This is a genomic window from Thalassospira sp. GO-4, from assembly GCF_023588965.1.
Lineage (GTDB): Bacteria > Pseudomonadota > Alphaproteobacteria > Rhodospirillales > Thalassospiraceae > Thalassospira > Thalassospira povalilytica.
The window spans coordinates 2,772,047-2,791,069 of sequence record NZ_CP097807.1 but is presented as its reverse complement, the minus strand read 5'-3'; the positions used below and the strand labels follow the sequence as shown (position 1 = coordinate 2,791,069).

At 55.8% G+C, this 19,023-nt stretch carries 16 protein-coding genes; 8 read left to right on the top strand and 8 right to left on the bottom strand.

Annotated elements, in window-relative coordinates; genetic code table 11:
• Nucleotides 1-210: 210 nt before the first annotated feature.
• Nucleotides 211-1,728: a DNA recombination protein RmuC gene (gene rmuC / locus M9H61_RS12920; protein WP_250280856.1), complete on the top strand. Its 1,518-nt coding sequence runs from the start codon at nt 211-213 to the stop codon at nt 1,726-1,728.
• 154 nt (nt 1,729-1,882) lie between these two features.
• A complete protein-coding gene (def, locus tag M9H61_RS12915; RefSeq protein WP_101246905.1) occupies nt 1,883-2,401 on the top strand; it encodes a peptide deformylase in 519 nt (172 codons plus the stop codon).
• A 59-nt stretch (nt 2,402-2,460) separates the two neighbouring features.
• Here the strand turns inward: def and M9H61_RS12910 are convergent, their stop codons facing one another.
• Complete coding sequence (locus M9H61_RS12910) at nt 2,461-3,447, bottom strand: methyltransferase type 12 (RefSeq protein WP_250280853.1); 987 nt, start codon at nt 3,445-3,447, stop codon at nt 2,461-2,463.
• A gap of 105 nt (nt 3,448-3,552) precedes the next feature.
• On the opposite strand from M9H61_RS12910, the gene fmt reads away from it, so the two are divergent.
• Entirely contained in the window at nt 3,553-4,479 is a 927-nt protein-coding gene (gene fmt, locus M9H61_RS12905; protein WP_250285050.1) for a methionyl-tRNA formyltransferase, read from the top strand.
• Nucleotides 4,479-5,039, top strand: coding sequence for a GNAT family N-acetyltransferase (locus M9H61_RS12900; protein WP_250280851.1), 561 nt, complete (start codon nt 4,479-4,481; stop codon nt 5,037-5,039). The genes fmt and M9H61_RS12900 overlap by 1 nt, the downstream gene beginning before the upstream one ends.
• A gap of 28 nt (nt 5,040-5,067) precedes the next feature.
• On the opposite strand, the gene M9H61_RS12895 is transcribed toward M9H61_RS12900, so the two are convergent.
• Entirely contained in the window at nt 5,068-6,057 is a 990-nt protein-coding gene (locus M9H61_RS12895; protein WP_114112277.1) for a LysR family transcriptional regulator, read from the bottom strand.
• 140 nt (nt 6,058-6,197) lie between these two features.
• On the opposite strand from M9H61_RS12895, the gene M9H61_RS12890 reads away from it, so the two are divergent.
• Entirely contained in the window at nt 6,198-6,380 is a 183-nt protein-coding gene (locus M9H61_RS12890) for a hypothetical protein (RefSeq protein ID WP_101246910.1), read from the top strand.
• Nucleotides 6,381-7,131: 751 nt separating this feature from the next.
• Here M9H61_RS12890 and M9H61_RS12885 read toward each other — a convergent pair.
• The 6 genes from M9H61_RS12885 to M9H61_RS12860 all read right to left on the bottom strand — a co-directional run bounded on the left by M9H61_RS12885 (nt 7,132) and on the right by M9H61_RS12860 (nt 15,752).
• Nucleotides 7,132-8,436: an MFS transporter gene (locus M9H61_RS12885; RefSeq protein WP_250280849.1), complete on the bottom strand. Its 1,305-nt coding sequence runs from the start codon at nt 8,434-8,436 to the stop codon at nt 7,132-7,134.
• A gap of 178 nt (nt 8,437-8,614) precedes the next feature.
• Nucleotides 8,615-10,630: a TRAP transporter permease gene (locus M9H61_RS12880; protein ID WP_101246913.1), complete on the bottom strand. Its 2,016-nt coding sequence runs from the start codon at nt 10,628-10,630 to the stop codon at nt 8,615-8,617.
• Nucleotides 10,631-10,635: 5 nt separating this feature from the next.
• Nucleotides 10,636-11,145: a DUF1850 domain-containing protein gene (locus tag M9H61_RS12875; protein ID WP_101246914.1), complete on the bottom strand. Its 510-nt coding sequence runs from the start codon at nt 11,143-11,145 to the stop codon at nt 10,636-10,638.
• Nucleotides 11,142-12,107 carry a TAXI family TRAP transporter solute-binding subunit gene (locus tag M9H61_RS12870; RefSeq protein ID WP_101246915.1) on the bottom strand — a complete coding sequence of 322 codons (966 nt, stop codon included), beginning with the start codon at nt 12,105-12,107 and terminating at the stop codon, nt 11,142-11,144. The genes M9H61_RS12875 and M9H61_RS12870 overlap by 4 nt, the downstream gene beginning before the upstream one ends.
• A gap of 463 nt (nt 12,108-12,570) precedes the next feature.
• Entirely contained in the window at nt 12,571-13,968 is a 1,398-nt protein-coding gene (locus tag M9H61_RS12865; RefSeq protein ID WP_114112281.1) for a sigma-54 dependent transcriptional regulator, read from the bottom strand.
• Nucleotides 13,965-15,752, bottom strand: coding sequence for an ATP-binding protein (locus tag M9H61_RS12860; RefSeq protein ID WP_228195038.1), 1,788 nt, complete (start codon nt 15,750-15,752; stop codon nt 13,965-13,967). Before M9H61_RS12860 ends, M9H61_RS12865 begins: the two co-directional genes overlap by 4 nt.
• Nucleotides 15,753-16,062: 310 nt before the next feature.
• Here M9H61_RS12860 and M9H61_RS12855 point away from each other — a divergent pair, with 310 nt between their 5' ends.
• From M9H61_RS12855 to M9H61_RS12845, 3 genes are all read left to right on the top strand, one after another.
• Nucleotides 16,063-16,725: a response regulator transcription factor gene (locus M9H61_RS12855; protein WP_242512737.1), complete on the top strand. Its 663-nt coding sequence runs from the start codon at nt 16,063-16,065 to the stop codon at nt 16,723-16,725.
• An 89-nt stretch (nt 16,726-16,814) separates the two neighbouring features.
• Nucleotides 16,815-18,464: a stimulus-sensing domain-containing protein gene (locus tag M9H61_RS12850; RefSeq protein ID WP_228195039.1), complete on the top strand. Its 1,650-nt coding sequence runs from the start codon at nt 16,815-16,817 to the stop codon at nt 18,462-18,464.
• Between the two features lie 110 nt (nt 18,465-18,574).
• Complete coding sequence (locus tag M9H61_RS12845; protein ID WP_101247053.1) at nt 18,575-19,015, top strand: HPr kinase/phosphorylase; 441 nt, start codon at nt 18,575-18,577, stop codon at nt 19,013-19,015.
• The last annotated feature ends 8 nt before the right edge of the window (nt 19,016-19,023 follow it).

The window sequence follows — 19,023 nt, the reverse complement described above, 5'->3', positions numbered from 1 at the left end:
CAGACCGGGGCTGTGAAGACAAACAGGTTTGGTGGGTGGCGTGATTGGTTTCTGAATATCTTGTTGATATATAGTCGAAATTCGGTTTCACGCCAGCAATGGCTTTGACAAAATTTGATCACGGACGGTCAAAACCGGTTTTGTTCGGTTCTGGATTTGATGGAACAAAACAGATACAAAGAATCCACACGATAATTGAATGGTGGGACAATGGATCCGATTTCTTTGGCCGCGGGCGCGTTTGGCGCGTCGGTTCTGGCACTGGTTTTTTGCGCGATGATGATCAAACGCATCAAGGATGCCGCAGATGCCGAGACAGAGTCGCGCACCGCATTGCTGTCATCCCAGCTTGAACAGACCGAAGCAACCCGGCGCGATCTTGCAGGCGAGTTGGCAATCACGCGCGACAAATTGGCCGAGGTATCGGAAAAACGTGCCATTGCCGAAACCACGGCCAACCGGGTGCCGATCCTTGAGGCCGAGATGAAGGAGCTGCGCACCGCCCTTGATCAGTGGCGCGAAAAGGGATCGGAGCTTGAAACCGCCCTTGAGAAAGAGCGCGAGGCGGCGGCCGAAAAGCTTGCGATGCTTGAAGATGCCAAGACCAAGCTGCTTGATAGTTTCAAGGCGCTGTCGTCAGATGCGCTCAAGATGAATAATGACGAGTTTCTCAAGCTGGCGCGTGAAAACTTTTCGCGCCTTCAGGAAGGTGCCAAGGGCGATCTTGAAAAACGCCAACAGGCAATTGATGGCCTTGTAAAGCCCATCAAAGAACGGCTTGAGGCTTTTGACAACAAGGTTAACGAGCTTGAAAAAAGCCGCAAGGAGGCCTATGGCGAGTTGCGCGAACAGGTCGGGACCCTTGTGCAATCGCAGACCAAGCTTTCAAAAGAGACCCAGACACTGAGTTCCGCCCTTCGGTCCAGTTCATCGGTATCGGGCAAGTGGGGCGAATTGCAGCTCAAGCGCATTGTCGAGCTTGCCGGGATGCTCAAACATTGTGACTTTGACGAGCAGGTTCATTTCAATACCGACGAAGGTATCCAGAAACCCGATATGGTCATTCACCTGCCGGGCGGGAAAAACATCGTGGTCGATGCCAAGGCCCCGACTTCGGCCTATTTGGAAGCAATTGACGAGAAATATGACGATGAACGCCGCGAGGCATTGCTTGCGACCTATGTCGGCAATGTGCGCAAGGTGATCACGGAGCTTTCGAAAAAATCTTATTGGAAGTCGGTGGACAGCCCCGAATTCGTGGTGCTGTTCCTTCCGGGTGAAAGCTTTTTCTCGGCCGCACTTGAACGTGACCCGCGCCTGATCGAGGACAGTTTCCGCGACGGGGTGATCCTGGCAACGCCGACGACGCTTCTTGGGTTGCTTAAGGCGGTGGCATATGGCTGGCGTCAGGAAGCATTGGCCGAAAGTGCGCGCGATATCAGCGAGATCGGCCAGCAATTGTTTGATCGTCTGGGCACACTGGCCAAGAATTTCAGTTCCATGGGCAAGTCGCTTGAAAGTACGGTCAAGAATTACAACAAGACGCTTGGCACGCTTGAGGGATCGGTTCTGGTATCGGCACGCAAGCTTAAGGAAAAGCATATCGTTGCCGATGACCGCATGATCGAGGAACCGGCACCGTCGGAAACCCATGTGCGTGACATCACGAAAATGGAACTTCTGGCCGGACCGGACGACAAACCCGATACCAAGCCAGAGGAAAAGTAAGACGTAATCATGCGGCCATGCGGCGCGAAGCATGGCTGTTACCCGGTCAATTTGGCGCAGCTTTCTTGACTTGGGGGACGGGAAACCTTATCTCGAAGCGCGAAATTCGCTATTATACAGACCAGAATCAAGTTCGAAACCGGATCAAAGACCCATGGCCTTGCGTGAAATTCTTATCGTTCCAGACCCGCGCCTCAAGAAGGAGTGCGAACCGGTCACCGAGGTGAATGATGAGATCAGAGACCTTCTTGATGACATGCTTGAAACCATGTACGCAGCCCCGGGCATCGGCCTTGCGGCGCCGCAGATCGGGGTGATGAAGCGCGTTGTCGTCATGGATGTTTCCGATGACAAGGACAAGCCCGAACCGATGAAACTGATCAACCCGGAAATCATCTGGGAATCGGAAGATACATCGGTTTATCAGGAAGGCTGTCTTTCGATCCCCGAACAATATGCCGATGTCGAACGCCCGGCCGAGGTCGGCGTGCGTTACCTTGACGAAAATGGCAAGGAACACGAGATCGAGGCGGATGGCCTGCTCGCGACCTGTATCCAGCATGAGATCGATCATCTTGATGGTGTTCTGTTCACCGACTATCTGAGCGCGCTTAAACGCAACATGATGATCAAAAAGGTCCAGAAGCTTCAGAAGACGAAAAAGTCTGCCTGAACGGATCGCGATATGCTGTGACAAGGGGCCGGTTTTCCGGCCCTTTTATTTTGGGCGGGTTATGGTTTTGGCCTTTTGATATCGGCCGGATCAAGACCCATGATCCAGCCTTCGCGTTCGCGAATGCTCGGCTCATCTGGCAGATATTCGGGGCGTTTGCCATCGGCAATTTGGATCAGTCCCAAAACACCGACCAGCGCGTCAAAGGCATCATCTTTGCCCTGATCCGGGCCAAAGCCCGATTGACAATCGGCCTTGACCGCCGGGGTGATTTCAACCGCGTTACGTGCCGCATGTTCGATCAGAAATTCAACGGCCTTTGCCCGGCTTTTCTGATTTGATTTAGTTAACTCACTAATGCCAAGCCAACCATAAACTTCAGCAGGATAGGTTTCCATCAGGGTGACGCCGGGATGCTGGCAACAGTTGGCAAGATCACCGTCAAACGGCCAGATATTGAAACCAAGATGCGCACCGGGAATGATCAGATGTTCAAGACCATGGAGCATCCCCTTGCCGACCTGATTGGCGCCAAGGGTCCAGAAGGACGGGCAGGCGGCAGCACGATCATTGGTGGCGCGTTCGCAGCGCCGATGCAGGTCATCAAATCGCGAAAGGCCAAGGGCGGTGACAAGATGGTCGCGTTTGACACTGCCCTTTGGCCCGGATGATCTGGGATAAAACGGGCGATGATAGGTGATTTGATCCGGGCGCTCGCAGACCGTTGAGAAATATTCAAGGGAGCCGGTCAATCCGTTTTTTAATATGGATTTGAAGTTTTGAATATTCGCGCCATCATACCAGTAATCGGCAAAGCCGACGGGCATATCAAGGCCAAGCCAAAGGGTATTGTTGTGCCCGTGATCGGCAAGGGTGCCGAGAAACTGGTTTAACATCCCGACCGGTTCGATCGCATATATCTGCCAGCCACCAGTGACCCGGCGGGCCTTGGCGACCCAGCGGGCTGTGGCCGAGATGCTCCAGTCAGCATGCCAGATATGATTGACCGGGTATTTGTGCGGTTCGGGTAAGGCTTGGCTTGTCATTTTGCCAAGATAGCGCCAAATTGCCGGCTTGGAAGTACAAAGACCAACGGTCTTGCCCCGATCTTGTGATGAATGCCTGATCCTTTGATGAATGGACGTGACGATATGACCAAGCTGCGCATTGCCTTTATGGGAACCCCGGACTTTGCCCTTGTGGCGCTTAAGGATCTGGTGGCGGCGGGGCATGATGTTGTTTGTGTCTATTCACAGCCGCCGCGCCCGGCCGGGCGCGGGCACAAGGAAACGCCAAGCCCGGTACATGCCTGGGCGGCGGATCAGGGTATTGAAGTCCGCCATCCCGTATCGCTGAAGTCGGACGCGGAAAAGCAGGCCTTTGCCGATCTTGATCTTGATGTGGCGGTGGTGGCGGCCTATGGGCTGATCCTGCCCAAGGCCATTCTGGATGCGCCGAAATACGGGTGCCTGAACATCCATGCGTCCCTGTTGCCGCGCTGGCGCGGAGCGGCCCCGATCCAGCGGGCTATTCTGGCGGGCGATGATGCCACCGGTGTCACCATCATGCAGATGGATGTCGGGCTTGATACTGGCGACATGTTGCTGATCCGCGATATCCCGATCACGCGCGAAACCTATGCCAATGCGCTGCATGATGATCTGGCCGCCCTTGGCGGGGAAATGATTGTCGAGGCGCTTGAAAAGCTTCCGAAAGGTGAGCTTGTTGCCACCAAACAGCCCGAAGAGGGCGTGACCTATGCCGCGAAACTCGAACGTGCCGAGGCCAAGCTTGATTTTGCCGATGATGCGGCAAGTCTGGAACGGAAAATCCGTGCCTTTACCCCGTGGCCGGGGGCTTATTTCGAACTGGGCAAGGAACGGATCAAGGTGCAGGCCGCCGAGGTGACGGACCAGTCCGGCCCGGTGGGTGAGATCCTTGATGATGCGCTTACCATCGGCTGTGGCAGCGGGGCCCTGCGCCCGACCCGTATTCAGCGCCCGGGCAAGGCGGCGATGGATACCGATGCGGTGCTGCGCGGTTATGACAAGCTGGCCAAGGGCGTGGTTCTGGGCTGATGGGGCGCGATGTCGCAAAGCCGCAAGGCGGACAATCAACCGCCAGCGATTTGACGATTCGCCCGGCCTTTAACAGTGACGGTGATGCGATTGGCGCCCTGATCGCTGGGGTGTTTGCGGAATATCCCGGCTGTGTCTATGACCGTGCGCGTGAATTCCCGGAACTTGATGCGATTGCCGATGATTTCAAAGCGTCGGACGGGCGTATCTGGGTTGCGGTTGATCCCGACAACCGGGTTTTTGGCTGTTTCGGGATCAAATATGACGCGCAGGCAAAAGAAGCCGAACTTCACAAGGTCTATCTGCATCGTGACACCCGTGGTCGGGGCATGGCGCAAAAACTGATGGCCAAGGCGCTGGCGTGGCTGGGGCAGAGCCATCCCGATTGCACGACCGTGATGCTATGGACCGATACACGGTTTGAAGCCGGGCATCGGTTCTATGAAAAATGCGGCTTTGCGCGCACAGGCGAAAGCCGCATTCTTGATGATCTGAGCGCATCTTCGGAATATCAGTTCCGGTTCGACTTTGGCACCTATCAGAAGGCGCTGTCGTTTTAGGGGGATATCCCCGACATGTGCATTGCGGTTACTGATCAGCGGATTCGGTCGGGCGGTTGTCGGCGGTGCTGTCTGAGGCATCCGGGCTGCGTCGCACCGAACGGGCATCGCGATAGCCAAGCTCCCACGGCGGGACCGGGGTGAATTTTTCAGCAAGGAAATCGACAAAGGCGCGGACCTTGGGCGACAGGTGACGTTTGTGCGGATACACCGCGGAAATCCATGCCTGATCATGCACATATTCGGTCAGAACCGGCGTCAGGCGACCGGCCCGGATATCTTCGTGAACCAGATATTCGGCCAGACGCGCCATGCCAAGCCCGGCAAGGACTGCTTCGTGGAGCACGTCACCGTCATTGGCCGAAAATGATCCCTGTGCGCGGAAGGCCACGTGACCGTCAGGGGTTTCGAAGTGCCAGTCATTGAAGCTTTCGCGCGATGACAGATGCAGACAGTTATGGTTTTCGAGATCCTGGGGTTTGCGCGGGATACCGTTCTTTTCGAGATATTCCGGGCTGGCAACAATCATGCGGCGGTTGACCGCATATTTGCGCGCAATCAGGGATGAATCTTCCAGCGCGGACAGGCGAATGGCCAGATCATAGCCATCGTTGACCAGATCGGTGAATTTGTCATCAAGGGTCAGCTCGATCCGCACATCGGGATAGCGGGCCAGAAATTCCGGGATCAGGGGGACCACCTGCATCTTGGTAAAGGCCACCGATGCGTTAATGCGAAGTGTGCCGCGCGGGGCGGCATAAAGCTGGGTAACGACTTCTTCGGCTTCTTCGATTTCATTAAGGATGGTGCGCGCCCGTTCATAAAAGGCCCGGCCTTCCTCGGTCAGGCTGAGCTGACGGGTGGTGCGCATCAACAGACGTGCGCCCAGCCGGTCTTCCAGACGGGAAATGTATTTCGACACGGCTGATGGTGACAGACGCATTGTCCTTGCTGCTGCTGAGAAGCTGCCTTCTTCAACTGCATGGACAAAAATTTCCATTTCCGCGGCACGATCCATATCTCGGACTTCCTATTTATGACGATCATTCACAAGTAATGTGCATATTGAGCTAATTCTCTTTCCCGGTAAAGAAAATTAGATTGAGTTCATCGAGAGCGACACGGCGTCGCAACGAACGAAATATTTAGGAGGTCAAGATGGCCACTTACGAAGAAATCACCACCCGTTACATCTCCACCACCGAAATCGAAGCAGGTGTACGTAAAGGTCAGCAGCTGCGCGCTGAGTTCGTAGGTTCCTTCTTCCGCAACCTGTTCAAAGGTTCGGACAAGGCATCCGACATCAAGCATCCGGCTGGTACCGTTGGCGGTGCTGCCTAATCTGACGAGATACAAACGGTCGAGCGCCGATTGAGTTTCCTCCCCAAGAGGTGCTCCCGTTTGTTGGACTACCGATTTCTATCTAGCGTCTTCCTCCCTATTTGACGCTGTTTTCCCGACTGGCCCGGTCACCTTTGTGATCCGGGCCATTTTTTTGGCCGAACGGCATCCGACCGATTTGTGCCCGACCGTGCGAAATGGCGATGATCAAACGATATTGCCCGATTTCGGGACCGGTTTTGGTCTGGTTGGCGTGGTCCGGGCCGTCAGCATCGGTCGTTTTATGGTGTCAGGGGCGCGGGATCAGGGGGTGCTGTAGCAGGATCTCGGTACCGGAGCCTCAGTATCGAAAGTTTTGGTATCAAAGTCTCGGGATCAAAGGCTCGGGATCACAGGCTCGGGATCACAGGCTCGGGATCACAGGTTTGGGATTGCGGGCCCGGGTATGAGAAGTCGCGGGATCAAGATCGCGATGCCGGTAAATGTGGGATCAGGCGTTGAGATCCTAGAATCGTGGTACCGGCAAGCGCAGTACGGGTAAACACGGTGCCAAAGCCGTGCTGGCAGCGCATGTGGCATCAGCAGCCGGGACATCTGGCTATGGGCGATCCTTGTGATGCCGACCGACCTGGTAGCCCGCCGCGTTCAACATGGCGTCAAATGCGGTGCTGAATGTGGCATCAAATACAATCCCGATTATGGTGCCGATTACGATGCCAAACGCACCGACCGTCACATCGGATTTTTTTCATCAATGCGAATCCTGTGGGCTGATGCCCGGCGGCACGTAGAAGCCCGGACGTTCGGACAGCCATGACAGCACACTGATCACGGCCATCGCTATCAGGGTGGCTGTCAGCATCACTTCGATTGAAATATCGGCGGCAAACATCCAGCCATAGATCGCCGGTCCCATGGCCGAGGCCAGAACCATCACGGCGGTAAGCGTGCTGCGCACAGCCCCGATTTCATCAAGCGGCACCAGTTCGGGAATGATGGCGGTGCGCAGGGTGGTGGCAAAGCCGACCGTGATGCCGACAAGCCCCATATAAATCAGAATGACAAAGGGCTGGTGACTGATTGCCAGAACAATGATGCCGGCCATCATCGGGATCAGATGCCATGGAAACAGACGGCGTGCGGAATGTTTGTCAATCAGCGGACCACTGCCAAAAGCGCCCAGCACCGATGTCACGGCAAAAACGGTAAAGCCCGCAGCAAACCAGCCAAGTTCAATGCCCTTGTGGGTGGAAATGGCACCCTGATGGAAAAACAGGGCGGTCATGATCAATGGCGGTGCGGCGAGCATCGGCATGCAGAACCAGACATAAAGCGATCTGAACAGCCGGGGATGTTCGGGGTCAGTTGGCGATGACTGGTCGGGCATGCTGTCGGTGGTGGTATCCGTCGGGCCGTTGGAGTCGGATGCCTGTTTTGCAGCAGTTTTAGGACTGCGGGTCGGAACCGCGCGGAATTTCTGATCGCGGCGGATCAGCAAAAAGGCGATGGGCACCAGAACAATGATGATAAATACCGCCGACCCGGCATAGGTATAGCGCCAGCCAAAAGCCGCAATCAGGGCAAGCAGAGTGGCAGGCAGGATGGCCTCGGCCAGGGGAAAGCCGAAACTGGCAACCGCAAGCGCCCGACCGCGATGTTTGGTGAAATATCGCGCGATGCCGGTCATGCTGACATGGGTCATCAAGCCCTGACCGGCGAGACGCAGGACAAACAGGGCGGCAATCAGCATCCAGACATTACCGGCAAGCGAGATCATCACACAGCCAAGTGCAAGCAGCGCCATGGTCGCAAGGCTGTAGGAAAGGATATCGACCTTGTCGATCCAGCGCCCGACAACCGGCAGACACAGTGCACTGCCAATCGTGATCCCGGCATAGATATTGGCAAATTCGGTTTCGTTCAGGCCAAGACTGGCCGAAATAAACGGAACGAAAAGGGCCACCAGAAAGGTCTGACCGAAAGATGAGCCGAAACTGTGCAATGCGCCAAAGGTAAGCTGCCTTGGGGCCTGGCGCAGCAGAAGGATGAACTGCATGGAAGGCGGGTGTCCGGAGTTACAGGGGCGTTCAGGAACCGATTTATTTGTATGAGTATTACTGTATCGATTCAATCTGCCCGGGTCTACTGCCCGGTCGGGTAGGGTGGATATGCCAAAAGAAAAGCCCGCAACAAGATGTTGCGGGCTTTTCTATAGTGTTTTGGATCAGGCCGGATCAGCTGGCCGCGACGCTTGGTGTCGGGCCGTTCTTTTTGCCTTTCCACCAGTTCAGGCCAAGGACGATCAGAAGCACGACGGTGCCGGCAATCTCGGCCTTGAGATCGGGATAGAAGACACCGACGGTGGCCGGAACGATCAGGATGCGTGAAATGACATCCATATGATCGAACAGGTATCCTTCAAGGGCCGCGGCAAAGGCCACCAGACACAGGATGGCGGTAAAGCCGGTCCACAGAACGATCTGGATCGAGCCGCCTTCGATGATTTCCGGATTGAAGACCATGAAGGCCGGGATCAGATAGAGACCCTTGGCGAATTTCCATGCCTGGATACTGGTTTCCATGGGATTGGCATTGGCAATCGCCGCCCCCGCAAACCCGGCCAGCGCAATGGGCGGTGTGACGTTACTGTCCTGCGAATACCAGAAGACCACGAGATGGGCGATCAGCAGCGGAATGCCGAACTCGTTCGAAAGTGCCGGGCCAACCAGAACGATCAGAACGATATAGGACGCCGTTACCGGCAGGCCCATGCCGAGGATCAGGCTGGCAATCAGAACCAGAACCAGTGCCAGAACGATGTTGCCGCCCGAAAACGCGATCATCATCGAGGAGAATTTCAGGCCAAGACCGGTCAGACCAACAACCCCGACAATGATGCCGGCAACCGCACAGGCCATCGAAACGGCGACGGCGTTTTTGGCGCCGAGTTCAAGAGCGGCAATGGTGATTGCGATGCCTTTTTTGATCGCCTGTTTCAGGCCATCGTGACTTGGCTTTACCCCGTTTTGCGGAGCGACAAAGAAGTACCACAGCACATAGCGCAGGGCGGCAACCGCCATGACCGACAGAATGGCCCAGAAGCCCACCCGCATCGGCGAGATATTGAGCACGAGCAGATAAATCAGGATGCCCAGCGGCAGAATGAACTGCCAGCCTTCCTTAAGGACCTGGCGCCAGTCAGGCAGTTCGGATGCCGGCATACCGCGCATGCCGTTTTTCAGGGCAACGATGTGCACGAACAGATAGACGGTGCCAAGATACAGGATCGCCGGGAAGATCGAGATCATGACGATATCGAGATAGGGCACCTGGGTATATTCGGAAATCAGGAACGCACCCGCACCCATCAGCGGCGGGGTAATCTGACCGCCTGTGGATGCCGCGGCTTCGACACCGCCGGCCTGTGCCGGGCGATAGCCAAGGCGCTTCATCAGCGGAATGGTAAAGGCACCGGTGGTGACCACGTTGGCAATTGCCGATCCGCTGATCGATCCCATGCCGGCCGATGCCAGAACAGCAGCCTTTGCCGGGCCACCGGCCTTTTTGCCGGTCGCGGCATAGGCCATATCGATAAAGAATTTGCCCGCACCGGTGACTTCAAGGAAGGCACCGAACAGAACGAACATGAAGATATAGGTCGCCGCAACCCCCATCGGCAGGCCATAGATGCCTTCCTGACCGAGATAGAGCTGACCGACAAGACGATCAATATCCGCACCGCGATGGGACAGGATGCCGGGCAGCCATTCGCCAAGCCACGGCAGCGCCCCGCGCGGACCCGACAGGGCATAGACGATGGCGACAATCCCGATGATCGTCATGCCAAGACCAACAGCGCGGCGGCTTGCTTCGAGGACCGTGATGGTGGCGATCACGCCAATGATCAGGTCCGAGCTGCTCCAGAAACCGGCGCGGTTGATGATTTCGTCGAGATAGAAGGAAAGATAGAAGCCTGTGGTGAAGGCACCGGCCAGAAAGGCAAGATCAATCGCCCATCCAAGTACGCCGCGCTTCTTGTTGCTGCCGAAAACCGGGAACATCAGGAAGGCCAGGAACATGACGAAGGCAAGATGGATGCTGCGTTGGTAGAACAAACCAAGCGGCTCGATCCCTGCGCCATACATCTGGAACAAGGAGAGTGCGACTGCAACAATCGAAATTGCCAGCACAACCAGTTTGGGCTGTGGCAGTTTGTCCGTCATGGACGGAAGCGGTGCCGGTTCAGACATTAAACTTATTCCCCGGAATCAAGGCGGATGGTGACACGTGTATGTTCAGCCATCTTTGAAAGATAGATTTCGTCACCATCGGTTGTGACGATACGATGGTTAACCGCAAGCGACCCGACGCGCAGCACATAGGCATTGCCAGGCACGGGTTCGTCAATATCTTCGATCCAGTATCCCCCGCCTTCGGCACTGGTCAGAATGCCGCGACCGGGAAAATGTCCCAGTCCCGCTGCGAAGTCGGGCTGATAGGCGCGATGAAGAACCATCTTGCCAAGATCGTCTACGTAACAGTCGATCACGCCATCACCGGTAACAGAATGGTTCCAGTACAGGCACCATCCGGTTTGACGGGCAATATCGGTCCGCGCAAGAACCGATCCGTCGGCACCGATGACTTCAAGATGGTCGACGGTTGTGCCGGGTTTGACTTCCTGATGGCTGGCGGGACCAGCACAGGCCGTGATCGAGAGAAGAAGGGCGGCCAGTAAAGGCCGCCCGAACTTTTTGGAAATCATGGATAGAGCTGCGGCGGAATCGGGTTGCCGGTCTCTTCGTAGTAACGCAGTGCGCCCGGATGCATCGGAATCGGAGTCGAGTTCAGAGCAAAGTCAACGGTGGTGTCGTTGGCGGCCGGGTGAATGGCGATCAGTTCGTCGACCTTTTCAAACAGGGTCTTGGTGATCTGATAAGCCAGTTCTTCATCCATGTCGGCATTCACGAACAGAACGTTCGGGGTCGAGATGGTGTTGACCGGTGCGGTGACGCCTTCGTAAACGCCGGTACGCAGGGCGTACGGTGCAAAGGTCGGTTCTGCGTCAAGAGCAGCGAGGATTTCCTCGTCGGTCAGTGCGATCAGCTTGATGTCGCGGGTGGTTGCGAGGTTCAGGATCGAGCTGGTGGGCGGGCCGACGCTCCAGAAACCGGCATCAATGTCGCCATCACGAAGGGCGTCAGCGGTTTCGTTGAAGTTCAGGCGCTGTTCTTCGATGTCATCATAGGTGATGCCATTGGCTTCGAGCAGGGTTTTGGCCGAAACTTCGGTACCCGAACCCGGTGCGCCAACAGAAACGCGTTTGCCTTTAAGATCGGCAAGACCGTTGATGCCACTGTCGGCCATGGTGACGATCTGAACCGCGTTCGGATAGATCGATGCCAGGGCACGAACGTTATCAAGGGTACGGCCTTCGAATTTGCCGGTGCCGGTGTAGCCCGCATAAACGGTGTCGGCCAGACCGATGGCGATATCACTGTCACCACGGGCAATCAGACCCATGTTTTCAACAGATGCGCCGGTAACTTCGGCAACAGCACTGGTGCCGTCGATGTATTTGGTGATCAGTTCTGCGAGACCACCGCCATACGGATAATAGGTGCCGCCGGTACCACCGGTTGCAATTGAAAGCTGCTGTGCTGAAGCAGGAATAGCGGTCAGCATCATGGCTGCGGCTGCTGCTGAAAGCAGAGTACGTAGCTTCATGGTAGTCCTCCCTAGGGTTAACACTCTTTACGTCCAATTAATCAAAGATCGCTTTAGAAATCGGTTCTTCACGTTCTTGACCGGCCAATTGTCATGGCCTGTTATTTTTGGATTTCGCGAACTGGCCGGACAAAAATCCGTCGGGCAGATTCCCGATCGGGTTCCGGTTTCCGTCAACGCCACCTGCGGGCAGGGCGTTTGATGCGGGCCGCTGAAATCGTCCAAGAGAGTTGATTTGAAAACAACCATTCCGTCACCCCGGACGGGGCTGGTTGTGTGGTCTCCTCCCTGTATTTCGATCATTTTATCATTTTGGTACTCGAATGTGCAATGAGTATGCCAAAACAGAAATAAAAAATACTATTTAAAATCAAATGCTTATTTTGCAGTTTTTTGACAAATCGGCATAATCTTGCCGATATGCCGGAATCAATCGGCGGATTCTTGCCGATGGGCCGGAAGCTCAGACCGGCTTTTCGCGGCGGATATTGAGCTTTTTCATCTTCTCGTTCAGGGTCCGGCGGGGGATGTCGAGTTCTTCCATCACCGACTTGATATTGCCGTCATGGCGATCAAGGGCATCGCGGATAACGCGTTCTTCGAAATCGCGCAGCTGATCGGCCAGGGCAAGGTCACCGGGCAATCGTGATGTTTTCTCAAATCCGGCCTTGAACAGGCGCTTGAACCTTTCCTCAGGGCTTCCGACCAGAAGGACATAGCGTTCGGCCATGTTTTTCAATTCGCGGACATTGCCCGACCAGTCATGGGATTTAAGTTGCCCGATCAGGACCGGCCCCAGACGTTCATAGGGGCGTTCAAACCGTTCGGCGGCGCGTTCGGCAAAAATATCAAACAGCAGGGCCACATCATCCTTGCGATCACGCAAGGGGGCGATGGCCAGTTCAAAAGTATTGATGCGAAACAGCAGATCTTCGCGGAATTTCCGTGCTGAGACGGCTTCGACCAGATCTTCGTTGGTGGCACAGATTAGCCGGAAATCGACCTTTACCGGGGCGTTTGAGCCAACGCGAACGACTTCGCGCTGTTCGATCACGCGCAGCAATTTGGCCTGAAGGGCAAGCGGCATGCTTGAAATCTCGTCAAGGAAAAGCGTGCCGCCGATTGCATGTTCGATCCAGCCTACCCGCTGACTGACCGCCCCGGTGAAGGCACCCTTTTCGTGGCCGAAAAGTTCGCTTTCAGCAGTGCTTTCGGGAATGGCGGCACAGTTGACTGCGACGAATTTTTCGTCGCGCCGGTCGCTCAGATCATGGATGGCGCGCGCGACCAGTTCCTTGCCGGTGCCGGTTTCGCCGGAAATCAGGACCGGGACTTCGGTCGGTGCGATATTGGCAATTTCATCCTTAAGGGCGCGCATCGGCAAAGAGTTGCCGATCAGGCGACTGTCCAGACTGCCGCGCTGGGCGATCTGTTGGCGCAGCTTGCGGTTTTCCAGAACCAGCCGACGCTTTTCGATGGCACGTTCGAGGCTTTCGACAATGTCTTTGGGTTCGAACGGTTTTTCAACAAAGTCATAGGCGCCGCTTTTCATGGCCTCGACTGCCATGGGGACATCGCCGTGCCCGGTCATCAGGATGACGGGAATATCGGAATCGGCTGACAGCACCGAGCGGGTAAAGGTGATGCCATCGAGTTTGGGCATCTTCACATCGGTCAGGATGACCCCGGCAAAATCCGGGCGGATATCGCGCAGGGCTTCGCGGGCGTCCTCATAGACGGTGACATCGAAATCAGACAGTTCCAGCCATTGCGACAGCGCCATGCGCATGGCGGCATCATCATCGACAATAATGATGTGCGGTTTTGCGAATTGATCCTGGGTCTGATCTGATGACGTCACGTTTTCTTGTCCCTGAGCAACGGCAATCGAACTTCGAAGCAGGCACCGCCGGTGGTGGTGTTATAGGCTTTGATGGTGCCGCCAAAGTCCCGCACAATGCCATAAGTTACCGAAAGTCCCAATCCCACACCTTGGCCCGGGTCCTTGGTGGTGAAGAACGGATCAAAAAGCAGCGACAGCGTTTCGTCATTCATGCCCGGTCCGGTATCGGTAATGCGCATGACGACATCGTTGCGGTTGCTACTCAGATCGATGCGGATGCGTTTGACCGAACTGTTTTCCATGGCATCGAGCGCATTGCGGATGATGTTGACGCAAATCTGTTCGATACGGACCAGATCGGCATGGACAAAAAGCGGTGTTTCGGGTTCGTGGCGTTCGAGCGTGCAGTTTTCAGAATCGAGTTGCGGACTGAGAAGTTGCAAGGCGTTGTTCAGCGCGATCTTGAGATCGACGGCCTCCAGCACACCGGTTGATTTGCGCGAGAATGTCTTGAGCTGTCCGGTGATCGCCCCCATGCGTTCGGTCAGTGATGAAATCTGGCCGATATTCTGATCAAGCTGGTCGGTTTTGCCGCGTTCGATCATCAGTTTGGCACTGGCGCAGAATGTCCGGATGGCGGCAATCGGCTGATTGATTTCATGGGCAATGGCCGCCGACATCTGACCCAGGGCGGCCAGTTTTCCGGCCTGAACCAGTTCATTCTGGGTGCCGCGCAGTTCTTCTTCGGTTCTGCGGCGTTCGTTGATTTCTTCTTCCAGCCGGGTGTTGAGCGCCTGAATGCGTTCGAATTCGCGGGCTTCGCGCTGGGATGCCAGTTTCAGTTCGCGTTCACGCAAGAACAGGATGACCAGCACAATCATCCCCCCTCCGATAATGGCAATCAGCATGACGGCGGCCTGACGGTCGGTGACCTGATCCATCGAGGTCAGATAATAGATGCGCCAGTCACTGCCGCGGATCGGTTTGCTGTCAAACAGGAAACGCTGGGAACTGATGGTGACGATGCCCGAACCCTTGGCCAGTTGCTGTCCGACGTTAAGGGATGTCAGATCACGGCCGGAATATTGACGATTGCGCACAATGCGCGCGCGATCGGCATCCGAAAGGGGCGACAGGGTCCGGTATTTCCAGTCGCCGCGACTGGTCAGGGTGATGACGCCATCGGCATCGGCAACGAAGACGGTTTCGCCGCCTTCCTGCCAGTTCATTTCAAGTTCATCGAGTTCGAGTTTGACGACAACAACCCCGATAACCGCGCCATTCTGGCGAATGGAATTGGAAATGAACAGGCCCGCCCGCCCGGTGGTGACCCCGATGCCAAAAAAGAATCCCTCGTTGCCGGCAATTGCCTGACTGAAATAGGGGCGGAATGAATAATCCTCGCCAACGAAGCTGTCGGGCGTGTTCCAGTTGCTTGAAGCCACGGTCATGCCGGTTTTGTCGAGAACATAAAGCGCCGCCGCCCCGGACCGGTCATTGACCCGTTCAAGATAGAAATTGGCAATCTGGGCTGATTGCGGATCGGAGATCGCATCGATCACCTGATGATGTCGGGCCACGACATAGGGCAGATAACGATACCGGTCGATTGCCGCGCGCAGGGAACTGTCATAAAGGGCAAGGCGCGCCTGTCCTGTGGTTTCAAGTTCGCGGATCGTCAGATTGCCGGTCGAACTGACGGCAAGCCACACCACCAGGGCCGAAATCACCGTGCCTGCGAAGGTCAGGCTTGCGCGGCTGAAATTGCGTAACCAGTAAAAAATTGCGGCCTCCGACAGCATCAGGGATCAATTATCCGTGTCGCGCGTTTCCGATGGATTGGCGAATTGACCCCGGGATGGTGATTGTTATTGGGCGGGTTGGCGTAAAGTCAACAAATACAGGTAAATCGCGCTGATTGCTGTGCGTGTATTCGATAGGCCTTAATTATGCCGCAAGCGGTTATTTTTTCGCCACATTGGAATGTAAATTGTATAGTCGCAAAACTGAATTGGGTTTCGGCCCGCTAATTGTATCTGTCCAGATGACGAGGTCCAGGTGAGTAAGATCGCACTTGTTGATGACGACCGTAATATCCTGACGTCTGTTTCCATGGCCCTGGAAGAAGAGGGTTATGAGGTTCTGACATATTCGGATGGTTCGGAGGCGCTACATGCCCTGACCAAGGAAGAACCGGATCTTGCCGTGCTTGATATCAAGATGCCGCGCATGGACGGATTGGAGCTTCTGACCCATCTGCGCAAGAAGACCGAAATGCCGGTCATTTTCCTGACATCGAAAGATGACGAGGTTGATGAGCTGACCGGTCTTCGCATGGGGGCAGACGATTATATCAAGAAGCCGTTTTCCCAGCGTCTGCTGATTGAACGTATCCGCACATTGTTGCGCCGTTCGGAAATCATGCGTGCAGGCGGTGTGCGCCCGAACGGATCGGATGATGTGTTACAGCGTGGGGATCTGGTTCTTGATCCGTCGCGTCACATGTGCAGCTGGAAAGGCCAGCATGTGAACCTGACCGTGACCGAGTTCCTGTTGATCCAGGCACTTGCGAAACATCCGGGCCATGTGAAAAACCGTGACCAGCTGATCGATGCGGCCTATGGCGAGCATATCTATGTTGATGACCGCACGATTGACAGCCACATCAAGCGCCTGCGCAAGAAGTTCCGCGAAACCGACAAGGAATTCAAGGAAATCGAAACGCTGTATGGCGTCGGGTACCGGTATCGCGACTCTGCCACTGTTGCAGGTTGATCAGACGAATTATGGTGCCGGGACAAATATGTTCCGGCATCTGTCATTTTTGCCGGCCCGACCATGACGGGCCAGTTACGCAGGTTTGAATGAGCGATCAAAGCGCTGGCGATCAGGACCAGACGACAAGCCAGTCCGAAACACGGACGGCACGCATAGAGGAACGCCACGGGCTGTTTTCCCCGTTGACCTGGCGCATTCTTGCCGTGAATGCGCTGGCGCTGTTTGTCTTGGTGGCGGGGATTTTATATCTCGGCCGCTACAAGCAGGAACTCATTCATTCCGAGCTTGAAGCGATGGCCGTACAGGCCGAAATGTATGCTGCTGCGCTTTCGACATCGGCCGTCAGTTCCGAAGATGATGCAACCAACCGTGTGAAACTTGAAGTCGCACGCGAAATGGTGCGCCGTCTGGTCGGGATTACCGGCGCGCGGACGCGGCTTTTTGCCACCAACGGCAAATTGATGGCCGATAGCCGCAATATCCAGTCCTTTGGCGCGGGCACCATCCAGGCCGAAGAATTGCCCGCACCGGGCGATGAAGATGCCTTTGCCGAAATCATGCGCAAACTGACAGACGGGCTTTTGACCCTGTTTGAAGGCGAGCAGCCCTTGCCGCTTTATGTTGATCCGCCGGTTGCCAGTGCGGCCGATTATCCGGAAGTGCGCGCAGCCCTTGCCGGCTATTCGCGCGGCGTGGTCCGGGTTGACAGCCAGGGGCGGCGTATTTTGTCCGTATCGGTGCCGGTGGCACGGTTCAAGCAGGTGCTGGCATCAGTGATGCTGACCAAAAGCGGCGAGCAGATCGAAAGTGCCCTGCATGCGGTGCGGCTTGATATCCTCAAAATCTTTGTGTTTGCCTTTGGCATCACGGTGTTGCTGTCGATTTATCTGGCCGGGGTGATTACCCGTCCGCTTAATCGTCTGGCGCGCGCCGCCGAACGGGTCCGGCGTAGCAAAAACCGCCAGTTCACCATCCCTGATCTTTCGGACCGGCGCGATGAGATTGGCGATCTTTCGACCACCCTTCGTGATATGACCGAAACGCTTTGGGATCGTATGGATGCGATTGAACGGTTTGCCGCCGATGTCGCGCATGAAATCAAAAACCCGTTGACGTCGCTGCGCAGTGCGGTGGAAACGGCCACCCGGCTTAAAGATCCGGAACGCCAGCGCCGTCTGATGGAAATCATTGCCGAAGACGTGCAGCGTCTTGACCGCCTTATCAGTGATATTTCCGACTATTCGCGCATGGATGCCGAATTGTCGCGTGCCGAAAGCGAAGAGGTCGATCTTCGGGTTCTGTTGCAGACGCTGGGCGAACTTTACAATGCCGATCCGAGCGGCCCGCGCATTCGGGTCTCTGTACCCGAAGACCTGAATGTGCCCGCCCTTGAAAGCCGGTTGACCCAGGTGTTCAGAAACCTGATTTCAAACGCCATCACCTTCAGCCCCGAAGGCGGCGAAGTCCGCGTGCGGGCATGGCGTGACAAGGATTGGGCGGTAATCACGATCGAAGATGACGGGCCGGGTATCCCGCCGGGCAAGGAAGAGGCGATCTTTGACCGCTTCTATACCGAGCGGCCATCGACCGAGAAATTCGGGCAGCATTCGGGGCTTGGTCTTTCGATTTCCAAGCGGATCATTTCCGCCCATAACGGCGAACTGAGCGCACAGAATCGGGTGGTTGATGACGCGGTCAAGGGCGCGATATTCACCATTCGCCTGCCGCTGGAATAAGATTCTTCAGGTCAGAAGCCGCCAAACGCTTATGCGGAAGGTCAGGTTGCGCCCGATCCGCTTGTTTGGTGTTTGACAACAAACGCCCGGCCCCGCATCGTTTTCCCATTATGTCCCAACTTCATGCAAACTGTGTCCAGATCGGTGCCCATGCGCTGTTATTGCGCGGGCCGTCCGGTTCGGGAAAATCGAGTATTTCCTTGCGCCTGATTGATGCGGGGGGCTGTCTGATTTCGGATGATCGGACGGACCTTGTTGCGCGTGACGGACGTTTGATCGCAACAGCGCCATCAACGATTGCCGGGTTGTGCGAAGTGCGCGGCATCGGCATTGTACGCGGATTGCCGATTGCCGCCGAAGGCGATGTCAGGGTTCTGATTGATCTGGTGGCGGACGCAACCCAGGTTGAAAGAATGCCGCACTGCACTGCCGAAGAGATTTGTGGCATAACTGTCCCGCGTTGGACATTATGTGCAACCGATCGGGCACTTGATGCCAAGATCAGGGTCGCGCTGGCTGTTGCGACCGGTGAAATGCGACTTGAAGCTTAAGGACTCTG